Origin of the sequence: Sedimenticola selenatireducens DSM 17993 (genome assembly GCF_000428045.1) — a bacterium.
Taxonomy (GTDB): domain Bacteria; phylum Pseudomonadota; class Gammaproteobacteria; order Chromatiales; family Chromatiaceae; genus Sedimenticola; species Sedimenticola selenatireducens.
This window is the reverse complement of record NZ_ATZE01000015.1, coordinates 106,016-120,679: the sequence shown is the minus strand read 5'-3', so window position 1 is coordinate 120,679 and position 14,664 is coordinate 106,016. Positions and strand designations below refer to the sequence as shown.

Genomic DNA, 14,664 nt, shown 5'->3' with positions numbered 1-14,664 from the left:
GGGCGCGCTTGAGCGCTCAGGCGTGGTAAAACCGAGAGTGTTCTGTATCTCCATGAAATCGTTACTGTTCTGGTAAATGGAATTCAACGGCCATTTGGCCGTGTGTAGTGTACAGTGTTTTATCGGCAGGTTCAGATCCTACTACAATAAAAATTTTATTGTAAATGAGTACGGACTACGCTGTTGCCTTGCCTCCGAGAGGTATTTGCCGGTCAGAATACCGGCTGTTTGGCCGGGGCTCCTGCCTCCTCCCTGACCATTCGGGGCATCAGGTAACCGGGCAGATAGGCGCGCAGTTCCTCCTGCAGCTGTCGGGCATGTCCTATGCCCACCTCGAAGTGTGCAGCACCGGCCACACGGTCAAGCAGATGGAGATAATAGGGGAGAATACCGGCATCGAACAGCGCAAGACTGAGCGCGCTGAGGGTAGCCGTATTGTCATTGACACCCTTCAATAGCACGGATTGATTGAGCAGGGTGACGCCAGCCTGCTTCAATGGGACCAAACCGCTGGAGAGTTCGGGGGAAATTTCCCGGGCGTGGTTTATGTGCAGCACCAGTACCGGCTGCAGACGCCCGCCGGTGAGCAAACGCGTCAGTTCGGGCGTCAGGCGTGAGGGAATTACCACCGGCAGCCGGGTATGAATGCGTAACCGCTTGAGGTGCGGGATGGTCTCCAGCCGGCTGACCAGTTCGATGAGTTTGCCATCGCCCAGGGTCAGCGGGTCACCGCCACTCAGGATAATCTCATCGATTTTCTCCGCCTGGTGGATGTGATCAAGGGCCTCCTGCCAACGCTGTCGATAAGCGGTGGCTTCCTGATACGGATAGTGACGGCGGAAACAGTAGCGGCAGTTGACGGCGCAACTGCCATTGGCGATCAGCAACAGTCGCCCCTGATATTTGGACAGTACCCCCGGAATGATCGACTGATCAAGATCGCCCACGGGATCACGGACAAAACCGGGTGCGGGCAGATTTTCCGCACCGATGGGCAGGACTTGCCGCAGCAGGGGATCGCCGGGATCTCCCTTGTGGATCAGCTCGGCAAACTCCCTGGGGACTCTCAGACCGAAGAGTCCCGCCGCGGCCCGCGCTGCGGGTAATATCGCCTCGTCCAGACGAAGGAATTCGATAAACGCATCAACATCGCTGAAGGCGTTCGCCAGCGATTGCTGCCACAGGGGAGTCTGACATACAGGCTCTATTCGATGTATCATGCGCGTTTTCCAGTCGGTTGTTTGGTGAGGACAAGATGGCAACTTATAGTACCAGTGAGTTCAAGGGCGGGCTAAAAATCATGCTGGATGGCGACCCCTGCTCCATTATTGAAAACGAATTCGTGAAGCCCGGCAAAGGCCAGGCATTTAACCGGGTGAAGATACGCAATCTGAAAACCGGTCGCGTTATCGAACGGACTTTCAAGTCGGGTGAGTCCGTCGAGGCCGCCGACGTGATGGAGATGGATCTGCAGTATCTCTATTCGGATGGCGAATTCTGGCATTTCATGCATCCGGATACCTTTGAACAGGTGAGCGCCGATGCGGCCGCGGTCGGTGACTCGGTGAAATGGCTCAAGGATCAGGATATGTGCACCGTCACCCTGTGGAACGGTGCGCCGATCATTGTCGAGGTGCCCAATTTCGTCAATCTCGCCATCACGGAAACCGATCCGGGCCTTAAGGGCGACACTTCAGGTGGTGGCGGCAAGCCGGCGACCCTGGAGACCGGTGCCGTGGTGCGGGTGCCGCTGTTTGTGCAGACCGGTGAACTGATCAAGGTGGATACCCGTTCCGGTGAATATGTCTCCCGGGCCAAAGAAGAGTGAGTTGGTCAACCGCTTGAACAACGGTAAACCGGATTCCGGGGCGTATCCTGCGGCTTCCTTAGAGATGCTCAGGATGCGAGCCCGGGTGTTAGCGGCGATCCGGACGTTTTTTCACCGGCAGGGAGTCATGGAAGTGGAAACGCCGGTCTGCTCCCGATCAGCGACGACCGATCCCGCCATAGAATCCCTGGTCACCCGCTACACCGGGCCGGGAGCGCCGGCCGGATTGCCGCTGTATCTGCATACCTCGCCAGAATTTCCCATGAAGCGGCTGCTGGCCGCCGGTTCCGGCGCGATCTATCAGATATGCAAGGTGTTCCGGAACGGAGAATCGGGTCGCCTGCACAATCCCGAGTTCACCCTGCTGGAGTGGTATCGCCCCGGTTTTGATCATCACCGATTGATGGATGAGGTGGAGCAACTGGTGCAGGCGCTGATGTCGGAACCGCCGGCTGTGCGGCGCATCAGCTATCAGGCGCTGTTTCAGCAGCAGCTGCGGCTGGACCCCCATCAGGCTTCGGCCGGGCAACTGCGCGACTGCGCCCTGAACCAGGGGGTGTCGGGGGTGGATCGACTGGATCTGCCGCACCGGGATGCCTGGCTGGATCTGCTGATGACCCATTGCGTGGAGCCGGCCATGGGGCCGGGTCTCTGCTTTGTCTATGATTACCCGGCCAGCCAGGCGGCCCTGTCCCGGGTTCGGCCGGGCAACCCGCCGGTGGCGGAGCGGTTTGAGCTCTATATCAACGGGATAGAGGTGGCCAACGGCTTTCACGAACTGACCGATGCGGCCGAACAGCAGCGCCGCTTTGAACAGGATCTACAGACCCGATCGGCCGCCGGTCAAGCGGATGTGCCGATGGACGGGCAGTTGATCGAGGCACTCTCACTGGGTTTGCCGGATTGCGCAGGTGTGGCGTTGGGTATTGATCGCCTGATCATGCAGCTGGCCGGTGCGGAGCAGATCAGCCAGGTATTGGCCTTTCCGCTGGAGCGCGCCTAGCCGGTCGACCTTGTCAGGGTGGCGATCTGCTGGCCCATCTGAACCTTGGTGTCGGCGGACAACTGATCGCTCCACTCGATGGCATCTTTCGGGAACAGCAGCACCACGGTTGACCCCATGTTGAAACGACCCATCTCGTCGCCTTTGTCCAGGGTGACAGGCGCAACCGGCTTCTGCTGGCCGTAGCGCCACTGGCTGATGCGTCGTGAGAGCGGTGCGACCGTGCCTGCCCAGACCGTATCCATGCTGGCCACGAAAATCGCTCCCACCATGATCACGGCCATCGGGCCATGCTCGGTTTCAAACAGATTGACAACTCGCTCGTTGCGACTGAACAGGCGTGGTACCACCCGGGTTGTGGAGGGGCTGACACTGAACAGCCGGCCGGGGATATGCAGCATCTTTTTCAGCTCGCCGGCCAGCGGCATGTGAATGCGGTGGTAATCCCTCGGTGAGAGGTAGAGGGTGGCGAAATGGCCTTCGGCAAACCGCTCGCACCATTCGCTGTCGTCGCCCAACAATTCCCGCAGTGTGTAACTCTGTCCCTTGGCCTGGAAGATTCGGCCGTCTTCTATCCTGCCGAGCTGACTGACGGCGCCATCGACCGGCGAGAGGACGGCGGATGGTTCCCCGGCAAGCGGACGCGCCGCGGGCTGCAGTGCCCGGGTAAAGAAGGCGTTGAAGCTGGGATAGGCTGTCGGGTCCTGTTGCACGGCCAGGCCCATGTCTACCCGGTAGAGCCGGATCGCCCCCTTGATCAGCCGGTCCTTGAGAGGTGGCCACTCTATCCGGGTCAGCCAGTGCATGGCTTGCGACAGGAGGTGGTGGGGTAGCAGGTAGAGCAGCAAGGCAAACAGCTTGTCGACCAGGCCGGCTTCTTTGGCCGTGTTCTCAGGATGGTGATTCATCTACAACGATTCCGTGGGTTGTCGGATAGAGGGGGATACTACCGGCATCGTTCCATCAGGTAAACGCAGATATCAGGCAATCGGCGTGTCCGGCCGGTTACCCCAGTCCGACCAGGAGCCCGGATATCCCTTTACCCGCTGGTAGCCAAGCGATTTGAGCATGATGTAGGTGAGGGATGAGCGGTGATGGGTGTGGCAATAGGTTACGATCTGCTGGCTCTGGTCAATCCCCAGTTCGGTCAATATTGCCTGAAGATCGGCCTCGGGTTTCAGGCGCAGATTGCGCTGCTGGTCCAGGGCGAGCAGCCAATCCATGTTGACGGCACCGGGGATATGTCCGGCTTTTTCCGCATAGCGTTTCAGGCCGTTGTATTCATCCGGACTACGGGCATCCAGCAAGGCAAAGCCGGTTTCACCAAGGTGCTGCTGGATATATTCCGCATTGGCCACCGGGGTGTTGCTGGGCCGGGCGTGGAACACTTTGGGGTTGGGGATTGTTGCTGTCCGTTCCATTGCATGGCCTTCATTGGCCCAGGCATGAAGGCCGCCGTTCAGCAGAGAGAAGTGGTTGTGTCCCATCGTTTCCAGGGTCCAGAGCAGTCGGCCGGCCTTGCCGCCGCCTTCATCGTCATAGGCGACCACATGGACCGAGTCATCGATCCCGATGGATGAGAAACAGTTTTCCAGCACGGTTGTTTCCGGTAACAGGCCCATGGTCGGTTTGCGCATGGCGACAATTTGCCCGTAATCGAGGTAGACCGCACCGGGGATGTGAAACTCGGTGTAGGTGGCTGGCTTGGTCAGGTCGACCAGCAACAGATTGTCGTTACCCAGTAATGGTTCGAGGGTTTCAGGTTCCAGGATCAGCGGCAGATCGGGTCTGTTCATGGTCGGTAGTCCGGCGGGTCGGCTCTCAAAATAGGATAATGGTGGCAGGATTGCCTGCTTTCAAGTATGGATCTGGCCGGGGTGAGTGAGGTTACCGCCCGGTTTCTCCTTGCCGGGCGGTAACGAGGCGGATATTTCAGGCGGGAATATAAGGGCCCAGTTCGCCGCTGAAGGTGTTGTGGTCGTAGACTGTGTCTTCTCCCTTCACCTGCTCCACTATCTTCAGCAGATCATACTGTCCGGTCATTTTGTCGGGTCCATTACCTTTCATCACCAGCATGTCCTTGAAGCACTGGTGATCTTCTCCCCGGTAAAAGGTCTCTCCCGGTCCGATGCCGGCATAGCGGGAATTTTCCAGGGTCTTGATCACTTCGGGGGGGTAGAAGGTACCGGCCTTCTCGCAGGCGTTGGCGTAGAGCAGGGTCTGTACATAACAGGTGTGGGCTGCCTGTGACGGGGGAAAGCCATACTCCTTGGTGAAGCTATTGACAAAAGCCTGGGAGCCCGGATCCTGCAGGGTCCAGTTCCACCCGGTGGTGCCGAAAACCCCGTCGATATTGGCGGCACCGGCGCCTTTGGCCATGACGCGACTAAACAGTGGCACTACCACCTCGATGGTCTTGCCGTTTTTCTGCAGATCACGCAATCCGAACTCCACGGCCTGGGTCAGAGAGTTCACCATGTCCTTCCCGTAGTGGTTGAGGATCAGCACATCCGCGTCGGAGTTAAGGATGGCGGTGATAAACATGGAGAAATCGTTGGAACCGAGCGGCGTCATGATGTTATTCACCGTGGTCCATCCCTCTTTTTCGGTGAACTCCTTCATCGATGCATACTGGGTATGTCCCCATGAGTAGTCCGCGGTCAGATGGAAGGCGCGCCGGTCCTTACCGTAATTTCGCGCCAGTACCGGCGCGAGCGCCTTGCCGCTCATGTAGGCATTGAAAAAGTGGCGGAAACCATAGCGGCGCCGGTCTTTACCCGTCGTGTCATTGGAGTGGGTCAGGCCGCACATGAAAATCACCCCTTTCTCCTGCGCCAGATACTGCTGAGCGATAGCCACAGAACTGGATGAGCCGCCGGAGAACATGATAATACCGTCCTGTTCAATCATGCGTCGGGCGCTGGTGCGTGCCGGCCCGGGGCTGGACTGGGTATCGCCAATCACGTATTCGACTTTTTTACCCAGAATCCCGTTGCCTTTCAGGGCAAGTGGTTGCAGGGTGTTGAGCATCCCGCCCCCGTTATTGATGTGCTGAACAGCCAGTTTGTAGGCGCGTCCCTCGTCGGCCCCCTCATCGGCGTAGGCGCCGCTCTGGGGGTAGTTGAAGCCGAATTTTACCGTTTTGCCTCTAACCGGATAGTTGCCTATGGACTGCTCGGCCCAGGCATCCTTGACAAAGAACATCGGGGTGTTGGCCGCGGCGGCGATCGATGCGGCGCCCAGCTTCATGAATCCGCGCCGGGAAAGGGTGCTGAACTTGTCAGAACTGTGATCTGTCATCTCTATCTCATCCTCACACTTGGGCTCTGGCCCATCTCGTTATTAGGTATTCGCTCAATGCAGTTCGGGGGGAACCGGACATACGGCAGCCTGTTGAACTCTTGTCAGGAACAACGAGACTGCTTACTAACTCACTGAACAAAAGAGAGAACGAGGCCTTACGGCATTGTAATATATTGCATTTGCTGCTTGCGGGCATCAGTTGTGACTACCGACCCGGCATAAACAGTACATCGGCCGGGGGGCGGATAAATTGAGACTTATTGCCGGGGGCGGTGGATTTCGTGAGGCGTCTCGCGGAATCTGCCTCTGATGGACCTGGTGGGCCGCGTATGATCAGAGTGGGTTATGCCGCTGACGGGCAAAAAAACCGCTGCGGGCTCCAGCGGCTTTTTGCGTCTGCTGCCGGGTGGCGAGGCCAACCGTACTAACCACTTATACACGCGCTATTTTTTGGAGCAGCAAAACAATCAGTAGGTTTCAACGTGATAACGGCCGCTTTGTCTCATTGCCAGTTTTATATCGCTCCAGCTTGAGCCGTTATCAATGCAGATCTTTTCAAACGCTTCTTCAACCCCTGCTTCCATCTCTTTCAAGCCGCAGATATAGATGTAGGTGTCCTCTGAAGCCATCAGGGGTGCAAGTTTTTTTGACTGGCTAACCATGCGGTCCTGCACGTACTCTTTAGGTGCATCAGGAAGCCTGGAAAAAACCAACTGCTTGTCAATAAACCGGTCACTCAGTTTATTGAGCGGTCCAAAATAGGGTAGTTCACCGGGTGTTCTGGCACCAAAATAGAGGAGCAGTTTGCCCTCAGCGTCGGGTAGATGCCGGCGACGGTACTCGGTCATGGCGCGAAATGGCGCAGAGCCGGTGCCAGTACAGATCATAATAAGATTAGTGCTGGGTGAATTAGGCATCAGGAAAGTAGCGCCAAATGGACCGGTGACAAGCACTTCGTCATTCTTCTTTAAATCACACACATAGTTTGAGCCCAGGCCCCGAACCGTTTTGCCATCTTGCTCAAAAACCACGCGCTTAACGGTCAGTGAGAGGTTGTTGGCCCCAGGACGCTCACCATCACGTGGACTGGCGACGGAATATAGTCGCACCAGGTTGGGGCGGCCTTTTTCATCCGTTCCGGGAGGAATGATGCCGATACTCTGTCCCTCCAGCACGGGAAAGGTGCGATCACCGAAGTCCAGAATAATATGGCGGATATCCGACTCGCTGTCTGCATCGGTCAGACGAAAATTACCCGCAACGCGCGCCACCATCGGTTTTTCACGATTGTATATATTGATATAGGGACGTTCTGCAGACGCTGGAGGCAGTACTTTTCCACTCTCGCCAGAGTGTGCAATTTTCAGAATTTCGCTGGCATCCTCCTCATTCGCTTCCTGTTGTTGTGACTCAGCTGAAGCGGCTTCTCCATGGTCAATTGCTGCAGGCAACTCAGTCCAGGAGAATTGCTCTTCAATAGAATAACCTGTTGTTACCATCCGCCAGTTATCAATCGAGCCAGTCGGACATGGTGAAATACAATCCATGCAATAATCACATTTGGCTGCATCCACCACATAGTTATTGTCATCGTGCGTGATGGCATCTACCGGACAGGTTTCTTCACAGGTATTACAGCGAATACAGATTTCCGGATCAATCAGGTGTTGACGTAAAAGTTTCATTGCGCGTTGACCAGTCGTGGTGGTTTGTCAGCAAACCGATAAAAAAGGGTCTTCGTATCAGTACTACAGGGTATGGATGGCATAACCGATAACGTAAGCATAGAGATGCGCTTCATTAGAGCAGAGTCAAATTGGATTTACATCCTTACAATCTCTACTTTAATTGTAGCGCTTGCTTCGGGGTGGCAGGTGAACACAGCTAATCCGCGTGGTTTATCCGGAATCTAAACCTGTTCGGCCAATTCTGCCTGAATAGGCCAAAACGGGTGCAGTACTTGAAATCCTGACAGAGATGGAGGATTCTTGATGAAACGGAAGCAAGTTCTCATAAAATGGACGTAGTTCTGGTCACTGGCTATAAACACAGCTATGTTACAAAGTGCTGTAGCGGGGGTTGGGCGGCACCTTGGGTATTTGCTGAAAGCAAAATCCTATCCCTGTTTTTGAGGACGGAGGCAGGCGGTTTGAATCAAGCAGCGGTTGTTCATCACTGCTCTCCCCCAGATGTAAGGATCCGTTATTGCGATAATGAGCCGGGAGCGGACGGTGCCGGAGCAGCCGCCAGGCAGGTAATCGTTACAGCGCACCTGACAAAAAAAGTTTTTGCCGTTGGGCAAGGCGACAATGCCCACATAGATAATAACTAAGTAAACAGGGTCGTTCAAAGTTAGCCGATCCCCCGGGCTATCACCGGGAAAAATGCAAAAAACCAAGGGAGGAGTGGAGATGAGATCAGCTATGTCCCGTTTCGGGTTGCTTGTATACACGTTTCTGGTTTTGTTGAGTGTTTTTTCCAGTAGCTTTGCTGCAGAAAAACTCAAACCCTTTGTCCTGGCAAACGGTTCGGATAGTGACTTTGCGTCCACCGTTGAGCGGGTAAAAGAGGCGCTGGAGGCTCAGCAGTTTACAGTGGTAGGGGAATACATCCCCTATGAGCAGGCACATATCGTCATTGTGACCAATGACGATCTAATTGCTCTGGCCGCAGGAGAATCCAACGCCGCCTATATGTCAGCGCAGCGCGTGGCCATTACCCAGACGAAAAAAGGCCTTCAGATCGCCTACACCAATCCAGACTATTTTGCCCATGCCTACCGGGTGTCGGGTGACGTTGGACCAGTGACTAAAAAACTGGCGGCCGCGTTGGGGGCGGTTGAATATTTTGGGTCCAAGGGACTGACAGCAAGAAAACTGCGCAAATACCACTACACGTTTGGCATGGAATATTTCGATGACCCGCTGGACCTGGCGCGATACGACAGCCACCGGGAGGCGCTCAATGCTGTGGAGGCCTCCCTCGCCAATGGCCGTGGTGGGACCAGTCTGGTCTACCGGCTCGATATTCCTCATTCGGATATATCTGTGTTTGGTGTCGCCCTCTCTGAAGGGATGGCGGACGACAGGCGGGTGATGGAAGTGATCGATTACAAGGCGCTCAAGCAGACGGCCCATCTGCCCTACGAACTTCTGGTTGTCGGTAGAGAGGTGGTTGCACTGGCGCCACGCTTTCGAATTGCCGTTAATTTTCCTGATCTGAGAATGGTCGGCGAGCATGGGTTTACCCAGATTATGGCGACGCCGGATGCGATAAATAAATCCCTGGTCCTGGCTGCTGGCGGAGAATGGAAGGATAAGAGTTTTGCCGCCATGAGCCCTGATAGATGATCGAGGCTCATAGCGGTTTTTTAGCCGCGTGATGTCCTGTTCACCATGGGCACTATCTATGTGCCACTACAAACAGCCGATCAGCATATGGTGTCGATGCTCAGCACACTCTGAGCATCGACACCATCAAGATCAGGGGCTATCTTTCTTTATTAGTGCTTGAATACCTGATCGGAAAGGCTAGTCGCTTCAAAATCGATCGCCAAAACGAAAACTCTGCACTGTAGCGTTTTGTTTCGGTGGCACAGGCGTAAGGAGAGATAACATGGGCTCTTTGCAGGGTAAGACCATTTTCATTACCGGCGCTACGCGGGGCATTGGATTGGCAATTGCATTGCGCGCCGCACAGGATGGGGCCAATATCGTTATCGCCGCCAAGACCATCCAACCTCATCCCAAGCTGCCAGGGACTATCTTCACTGCGGCAGCGGAGATTGAGGCGGCGGGCGGCAAGGCGCTGCCGGTGCAGACCGATATTCGTGATGAGGCGCAGATTGCTGAGGCGGTGCGTCAGGCGGTGGATCTGTTTGGCGGCATCGACATTCTCGTCAACAACGCCAGTGCCATCAGCCTCACCGGCACGCTGGAGACGCCGATGAAACGCTACGACCTGATGAACCAAGTCAATGCCCGCGGAACCTTTGCGAGCTCTCAGGCCTGTCTGCCGCATCTTCTCAAGGCAGAGAATCCGCATATCCTTACGCTGTCCCCGCCGCTGTTAATGAAGCCTCACTGGTTTAAAAATCATACTGCTTACACCATTGCCAAGTACGGCATGAGTATGTGCGTTCTGGGCATGTCGGAGGAGTTTCGAAAGCAGGGTGTGGCGGTCAATGCGCTATGGCCGCGCACTGTAATCTACACGGCGGCAGTCGCCATGCTCGGTGATATGGTAAAGCCTGAGAATTGTCGCAAGCCCGCTATTGTGGCCGACGCCGCCTACGCTATCCTGATACGTAAAAGCCGCGAATGTACGGGTAATTTCTTTATCGACGACGAAGTCTTGACCGAAACGGGAATCACGGATTTCGCTCAGTATGCTGTCAATCCCAAGGGGAAATTGTACCAGGACCTGTTTTTAGATTGATTGGACAAATCCGTCCAATAGCGCGTGCCGCTGGCTGCAGACGAGATTCGGGGTTATCCGGGTCAGCAGGTTGAAATGGATCCAACCAATCCTGGTTGGGACTCGACCCATTTTGGCGCCGTCGGTCCTGTTCCGTGCAAGGCGGGTTGATGAAAAAAGTCTTTATCAGTTACAGGCGAAAAGAGAGTTCCGGCTACTCCCGGCTGGTATACGACCGTCTGCGGGCCGCGCAGTCGGATTGGGATATTTTCATGGATGTCGAGGGTATTCCTGCCGGTGAAAACTGGCGCAATGTGCTCGGTGCGCGAATAGATTCATCGGATATCATGATAGTCCTCATCGGACGCGAATGGCTGACGATGACCGAACCCAACGGGGTTCGACGTCTTGACAATCCCGATGACGTGACCAGGTGGGAGATAGCGTCAGCGCTGGAGAAGAAAAAAAAACTGATACCCGTGCTGCTCGAGGATGTCCCGCCACTGGCTAACGAAGAGCTGCCCGCGCTACTCTCCCCGCTTGCCGGGATGCAGACACTCAGTATTCGGCATGAGACCTTTAATGCCGACCTGGAGAATCTGATCGCCCGGATAACCGGGCGCGGCCTGCGCGAGAAGCTGCGTTGGGAACAGGGACGCCGCGTGCTGGAACGGTCCAAGCGCTGGTCGGTTCCGGCAATTACGCTGCTGATGCTGGTTATTCTGTGGGTCGGTCTTCTGGATCTCTTCACCCTGGAGACGCGCACCACCACATGGTCGCTCGCACTGGCCGATATGCTCTTCCCCGCGCAGCTCGAAGCAAATGTATCGCTGGTTGCCATACCCGGGACCTTTAATACGCATGCACCCTCTGCCCGCGCCACCTACGCCGAACTGATATCCAGACTTACTGAAGCCGGTGCCGGCGCCATCCTCCTGGATCTTGTTTTTCATGAATCACGTGATCAGGATGAAACGTTATCGGCCGCATTCGAGGCGGCGGCAGATGCGGGAACAAGCGTGTTCTTCGGGTTCGCTGAGCTGGAAGAGAGAAAGCCGCGGGCGGTAAAAATACTGGCGGAATCAGTCGGTGGGCTCGGCCTGGTCTGCGTGGGCAGACGCCTCGGTTACACGATGATGATGCCGATAGCGATGAATTACCGGGAGGCGGAATCCAGGAATGAACCGGATCGGATTAGCAGTCTTCCGGGTATCGCATTGCTGGGAGCCGCCGGACGGGTTTCCGTCGACTCCCTCAACCCGGAATCGAACTCGCTGACGCTTGCCGCAGGCGATGGAAGGAAACTCCAATACCCGATCTCCCTGCTGGAGCGGATTCACGCAACGCCCAAAGGGTGTAAGGCAATGAATCCAGATACGCAGTCGGCGCTGATCCTGTTGCGTCTCAGTCCTTTGGCGGCGTTACGTGCATATGACAGGCGCATAGATATGAACGCCGTCCTGGCCGGTCAATTTGACGGAAACATAATCCGGGGGCGAACGGTAATTGTTGGCCTTGAGGCCCCCGAAGAGGAGTTTACTGTTGCCTACGGCCTCGGGCCGGAACAGCGTTACGGTTACGAACTATACGCCGATGCGATCAACACGCTTGTAACAAACCGGATAGTCCGGCCATTGGGCGTCTACCCTCAGGTTTTTCTGATGCTGGCAATATCCAGCCTGGGGGCCTGGCTGGGAATAAAGCTGTTTGGCAGGCCCGCTTATTTTCGTCGTCTGGTATTCGCTGTGCTGATGTTTTTATATCTGCTGTTATCGGTTTATCTGGTCGCCGAGGAGAATCTTCTGCTACATACTGCCTACGACCTGTTTACCCTGACTGTCGCGTACCTGTTGTTCCGGCGTTTTTCCACCAAGTGGCTGGTATGAAAGGTGACATGGCCACTGTTGTGGCCATTCCTCTTTTCAACAGCCGTCAGGTCATATCCCGCAGCGTGAGTCGTGCGGCTCTTTCAATCGAAGTGTATCCCGCGCCACCAGGTAATCATCAATATAGTATTGCCGGTTGGCGCACATCTTTTCGCATGCATTCAGTGCGTCGTTGTACGACTTCAACAGCTCTCTGTGTCTTCCAATCTCTTCTGTATTGAATTTTTCTGCCAGTAACTGGTAGTCGGTAATTCTTGCATTGTAGCTGTCCACGGCAGTCTGATCGGATCGATCCAGATTTTTGTACAGCTGATCCAGTGCCTCTGCCAAATTCTCCAGTAGCTTTTTTCTGGCATCCAGCTCTGCCATGGTCGCGTCCAGTGCTGATTTCCCTGCTTCGGCCCGCTGGTCCTGGCGAATACACTCGATCAGCTCATCGGCCGTCATGACGTTCTTTGTGTATACTTTTTTGCCCGCGGCTGCATCTATGCCTTTAATCGATCCGCGGTCCAGCGGTGGCAGCGGCTGGCGTCTGTCGAGCGTATTTTTCTCAGTTCTCAGTACTCGGGCGAGTGGCTCATCAATTTGTGCCGGTCCGGGCAAATTACGACTTTGTTTGAATGCGCGTACGGCGGCCGTGGTGGATTCGTTCTCGTTTGTGTTCAGTGGACCCGGGTCGTAACCCAATGCAAGCAGCAGGCGTTTTACCTCCTGCACGAGTTCAGGTCTGTCTGTTGACGCAGTAATCACCGGGGTGTCGGGTGGCTTTGGTACCACCGGTTGCGGTTCTGGCGGCGGCATGATCTGGCGCCCGGAATAGGGCGGGACTGCATGCTCGACCCGACGTACCTTAACCAGGATCTCATTGATCTGGTCGCTGCTCATCCGGTGTTTTACCGGTGTTTTATTCGGCTGGTAGGTCGCGATTTCCCCCGCTTCCAGCAAGAGTGATTCCGCCTCGTTAAGATTGGGTTCCATGCGTACCCGCCCCTCGAACACACGGACCTCCGTTGCCTCCGCTGAGGTGCGGAAATAGAAAATCGTGCCCTCGGCCGCTGCGCGGACGAATTCGCCTTCAACACGGAACAGGTCACGTGTTGCGGTGGCTGCTTTGGTCACCCCGGTTTTAATTTTCACGACCACCTCACCGATAACCGCTCTGATCGAAGGGTTCAGGATGTCAATCTGGCTGTTACTGCCAACGATAAGCTCTTTTTCGTCACCGTTGAAGGTAATTACCGCTTCAAGATTGCCGGTGGAAACAAGGTCGCCCGGACGCAGGCGCATGTTGGGCACGACCGGGATTGATCGACGATCCCTGACGATGAGAATATCCGCGAACTCAGCCGGGTCGGCGGGTCGATCCCCGGATACTGCATTGCGCAGGACAATCTTGATGCCTGCGTCACCAGCATTTTGGTCTGCAGATTGCGCATTGGGCGCAAGGGCGAGCGTTAGCAAGGCCCAAGCGATCACCAAAATATTACAGTGCTGGCTTGTGCCGTTGCGTATCAAGGGGTCAGCCTCAACTTATCGTGTCGGTGATTGGGAATGGATATGACTGCCGTGACAATGGTGCCTGGTTAAAGGGGGGTGAAACCGGTTTGCCGATAATCATGTGGAGAGCTCCCAGTCGTCTCCGGGTCCCCGGCAGAACTTCAGGTCTTCATCCATTGTCTGGCCGTCCGACAGTCGGACTTTCTGCTTTACCACGCGGCACTGCAGATTGGCCTGCCTATCGACTACGACGGGTTCGGCCTCGACCGTTCCCTTTACACCGCTGTCGGGATTTTGCCAGGCCACCTCATTCCGTTCCGTGTTGTCGAGCGCCTCGGCGGTAGCCTTTGCTTGTTTCATGCGGTCCTGCTCCTCCAGGTAACTGCCGATTCGGCTACCTGCGAGTGCGCCGAGAAGAACCCCTGCACCAGTTGCGAGCGTCCGGCCGCTGCCACTGCCGATCTGGTTGCCAATTACACCGCCGATAACAGCGCCGGTTATAGCGCCTATCGTCTGTTTGTCCGATCCGTTGCTGGCACAGCCGTTGGAGAGTAGGGCGACGACACCAGCAAAAATGATGGTGCGATATTTGTGCTTCGTTGCTTCAACGCCTGGCCTGAATCGTTGGCTTGGAAGAGGCTTCTTTGCGCCGGCCGTTCTATTTGTTGGCAAAAATGTGGGGAGAGCTGAAAACAGGTGCCTGGAAGTCTGCATCATCGCATTCTCCTTCT

Annotated in this window: 12 protein-coding genes; 5 read left to right on the top strand and 7 right to left on the bottom strand. The window is 55.7% G+C overall.

Annotated features, from left to right (window positions below):
• Nucleotides 1-212: 212 nt before the first annotated feature.
• Entirely contained in the window at nt 213-1,220 is a 1,008-nt protein-coding gene (epmB, locus tag A3GO_RS0113970; protein WP_051302326.1) for an EF-P beta-lysylation protein EpmB, read from the bottom strand.
• A 35-nt stretch (nt 1,221-1,255) separates the two neighbouring features.
• Between epmB and efp the strand changes: the two genes are divergently transcribed.
• Nucleotides 1,256-1,828: an elongation factor P gene (gene efp / locus A3GO_RS0113965; RefSeq protein WP_029133917.1), complete on the top strand. Its 573-nt coding sequence runs from the start codon at nt 1,256-1,258 to the stop codon at nt 1,826-1,828.
• A gap of 1 nt (nt 1,829) precedes the next feature.
• Nucleotides 1,830-2,831: an EF-P lysine aminoacylase EpmA gene (epmA, locus tag A3GO_RS0113960; protein ID WP_335340049.1), complete on the top strand. Its 1,002-nt coding sequence runs from the start codon at nt 1,830-1,832 to the stop codon at nt 2,829-2,831.
• On the opposite strand, the gene asd is transcribed toward epmA, so the two are convergent.
• From asd to boxA, 4 genes are all read right to left on the bottom strand, one after another.
• Nucleotides 2,828-3,739 (bottom strand): archaetidylserine decarboxylase, encoded by a 912-nt coding sequence (asd, locus tag A3GO_RS0113955; protein WP_157606826.1) that lies wholly within the window; start codon nt 3,737-3,739, stop codon nt 2,828-2,830. The genes epmA and asd overlap by 4 nt on opposite strands.
• 72 nt (nt 3,740-3,811) lie before the next feature.
• Complete coding sequence (locus tag A3GO_RS0113950) at nt 3,812-4,627, bottom strand: sulfurtransferase (RefSeq protein ID WP_029133914.1); 816 nt, start codon at nt 4,625-4,627, stop codon at nt 3,812-3,814.
• 136 nt (nt 4,628-4,763) lie between these two features.
• Nucleotides 4,764-6,131 carry a substrate-binding protein gene (locus A3GO_RS0113945; RefSeq protein ID WP_029133913.1) on the bottom strand — a complete coding sequence of 456 codons (1,368 nt, stop codon included), beginning with the start codon at nt 6,129-6,131 and terminating at the stop codon, nt 4,764-4,766.
• Between the two features lie 470 nt (nt 6,132-6,601).
• Nucleotides 6,602-7,819, bottom strand: a complete 1,218-nt coding sequence (gene boxA / locus A3GO_RS0113935) for a benzoyl-CoA 2,3-epoxidase subunit BoxA (RefSeq protein WP_029133912.1) — start codon at nt 7,817-7,819, stop codon at nt 6,602-6,604.
• Nucleotides 7,820-8,545: 726 nt separating this feature from the next.
• Here boxA and A3GO_RS23945 point away from each other — a divergent pair.
• The 3 genes from A3GO_RS23945 to A3GO_RS0113920 all read left to right on the top strand — a co-directional run bounded on the left by A3GO_RS23945 (nt 8,546) and on the right by A3GO_RS0113920 (nt 12,436).
• Nucleotides 8,546-9,484, top strand: a complete 939-nt coding sequence (locus tag A3GO_RS23945) for a hypothetical protein (protein WP_211245097.1) — start codon at nt 8,546-8,548, stop codon at nt 9,482-9,484.
• 265 nt (nt 9,485-9,749) lie between these two features.
• A complete protein-coding gene (locus A3GO_RS0113925; protein WP_029133911.1) occupies nt 9,750-10,571 on the top strand; it encodes an SDR family oxidoreductase in 822 nt (273 codons plus the stop codon).
• A 149-nt stretch (nt 10,572-10,720) separates the two neighbouring features.
• Nucleotides 10,721-12,436: a CHASE2 domain-containing protein gene (locus tag A3GO_RS0113920; RefSeq protein WP_029133910.1), complete on the top strand. Its 1,716-nt coding sequence runs from the start codon at nt 10,721-10,723 to the stop codon at nt 12,434-12,436.
• A 51-nt stretch (nt 12,437-12,487) separates the two neighbouring features.
• On the opposite strand, the gene A3GO_RS0113915 is transcribed toward A3GO_RS0113920, so the two are convergent.
• The gene (locus A3GO_RS0113915; RefSeq protein ID WP_157606825.1) at nt 12,488-13,897 is read right to left on the bottom strand and encodes a peptidoglycan-binding protein; all 1,410 of its coding nucleotides are present in this window, start codon (nt 13,895-13,897) and stop codon (nt 12,488-12,490) included.
• 153 nt (nt 13,898-14,050) lie between these two features.
• On the bottom strand, nt 14,051-14,650 hold the full coding sequence (locus A3GO_RS26725) for a glycine zipper 2TM domain-containing protein (RefSeq protein ID WP_051302322.1): 600 nt from the start codon (nt 14,648-14,650) through the stop codon (nt 14,051-14,053).
• Nucleotides 14,651-14,664: the final 14 nt, after the last annotated feature.

What these genes read in the sequence shown, in the direction of transcription:
- boxA (WP_029133912.1), bottom strand. Translation starts at nt 7,819, where the DNA reads ATGAAACTTTTACGTCAACACCTGATTGATCCGGAAATCTGTATTCGC.
- efp (WP_029133917.1), top strand. Translation starts at nt 1,256, where the DNA reads ATGGCAACTTATAGTACCAGTGAGTTCAAGGGCGGGCTAAAAATCATG.
- epmB (WP_051302326.1), bottom strand. Translation starts at nt 1,220, where the DNA reads ATGATACATCGAATAGAGCCTGTATGTCAGACTCCCCTGTGGCAGCAA.
- A3GO_RS0113945 (WP_029133913.1), bottom strand. Translation starts at nt 6,131, where the DNA reads ATGACAGATCACAGTTCTGACAAGTTCAGCACCCTTTCCCGGCGCGGA.
- A3GO_RS23945 (WP_211245097.1), top strand. Translation starts at nt 8,546, where the DNA reads ATGAGATCAGCTATGTCCCGTTTCGGGTTGCTTGTATACACGTTTCTG.
- A3GO_RS26725 (WP_051302322.1), bottom strand. Translation starts at nt 14,650, where the DNA reads ATGATGCAGACTTCCAGGCACCTGTTTTCAGCTCTCCCCACATTTTTG.
- A3GO_RS0113920 (WP_029133910.1), top strand. Translation starts at nt 10,721, where the DNA reads ATGAAAAAAGTCTTTATCAGTTACAGGCGAAAAGAGAGTTCCGGCTAC.
- A3GO_RS0113925 (WP_029133911.1), top strand. Translation starts at nt 9,750, where the DNA reads ATGGGCTCTTTGCAGGGTAAGACCATTTTCATTACCGGCGCTACGCGG.
- asd (WP_157606826.1), bottom strand. Translation starts at nt 3,739, where the DNA reads ATGAATCACCATCCTGAGAACACGGCCAAAGAAGCCGGCCTGGTCGAC.
- A3GO_RS0113950 (WP_029133914.1), bottom strand. Translation starts at nt 4,627, where the DNA reads ATGAACAGACCCGATCTGCCGCTGATCCTGGAACCTGAAACCCTCGAA.